This window comes from Glycomyces lechevalierae, assembly GCF_027622945.1.
GTDB lineage: Bacteria > Actinomycetota > Actinomycetes > Mycobacteriales > Micromonosporaceae > Glycomyces > Glycomyces rutgersensis.
The window spans coordinates 1-1264 of record NZ_JAPZVQ010000033.1 but is presented as its reverse complement, the minus strand read 5'-3'; the positions used below and the strand labels follow the sequence as shown (position 1 = coordinate 1264).

The 1264-nt window shown below is 70.6% G+C and carries 1 protein-coding gene; it reads left to right on the top strand.

What is annotated here, in order from left to right; genetic code table 11:
- Positions 1 to 1238, top strand: a 1238-nt coding sequence (locus O2L01_RS25545; RefSeq protein ID WP_270124871.1) for an extracellular solute-binding protein, incomplete at its 5' end; no start/stop codon positions are given.
- Between the last annotated feature and the right edge of the window lie 26 nt (positions 1239 to 1264).

The window sequence follows — 1264 nt, the reverse complement described above, 5'->3', positions numbered from 1 at the left end:
TGGCGGCGGCCGCCGCCGCGGCGCTCGCATTGACCGCCGCATGCTCCGGCGGCGGGGACGACGACGGCAAGATCACCCTCAGCGTCGGCCTGTTCGGCGACTTCGGCTTCGGGCCCCTCTACGAGGAGTACACGAAGCTGCACCCCGAGATCGAGTTCGAGGAGCGCATCGCCGAGTTCGCCGACCACCACACGAATCTCACCACCCACCTCGCGACGGGCTCGGGCGCCGCGGACATCGAAGCGGTCGAGGTCGGCTACATCTCGCAGTACACGGCCCAGCCCGACCGCTTCCACAACCTCCTCGACCTCGGCGCGGCCGACCTCGAAGGCCAATGGCTGGACTGGAAGTGGCAGCAGGCCCTCTCCAAGGACGGCGAGTCCCTGATCGGCCTCGGCACCGACGTCGGCGGCATGGCCATGTGCTACCGCCGCGACCTCTTCGAGCAGGCCGGCCTCCCGGTCGAGCGCGACGAGGTCTCGGCCCTGTGGGCCGGGTCCTGGGAGGACTATGTGGAGGTCGGCCGCCTGTACTCGGCGGCGACCGGCGGCGACTCCTTCTTCGAGTCCTCGGGGAACATGTTCCGCGCCATGGTCGAGCAGGCCGACGAGGGCGTGTACGACCGCGAGGACAACCTCGTCGTCGAGTCCAACCCGGCCATCGGCGACGCCTGGGACCTCACCGTCGAGGCGATCGAGGCGGGCATGTCGAACCGGCTCCAGGCCTGGACGCCCGAATGGAACGCCGGGTTCAACGAGGGCACGTTCGCGACCATCATCTGCCCGGCGTGGATGACCTCCTACATCGAGACGAACGCCCCCGACTCGGCCGGGCTGTGGGACATCGCCACGGTCCCCGGCGGCGCCGGGAACATGGGCGGCTCGCACCTCGTGCTGCCCGCGCAGGGTGACCACCCCGAGGAGGCCTACGAGTTCATCGAGTGGCTCACCGCGCCCGAGCAGCAGCTCAAGGTGTTCGAGTCCACCGGGAACTTCCCGTCCACCCCGGGCCTGTACGAGGACGAGGCGCTGACGGGCCTCACGAAGCCGTACTTCAACGACGCGCCCGTCGGCCAGATCTTCACCGCCGCGGCCCAAGCGGTGCGGCCGCAGTACCAGGGGCCGCTCCAGGGCGACGTGCTCGCGACGATCGGCCAGGGCCTCGGCCGCATCGAGGACGGCAGCCAGACGCCCGACGAGGCCTGGACGCAGGTCCTCGCCGACCTCGAATCGTTCTAGCCCCGGGGGCCGGCCGGGCACGCCTC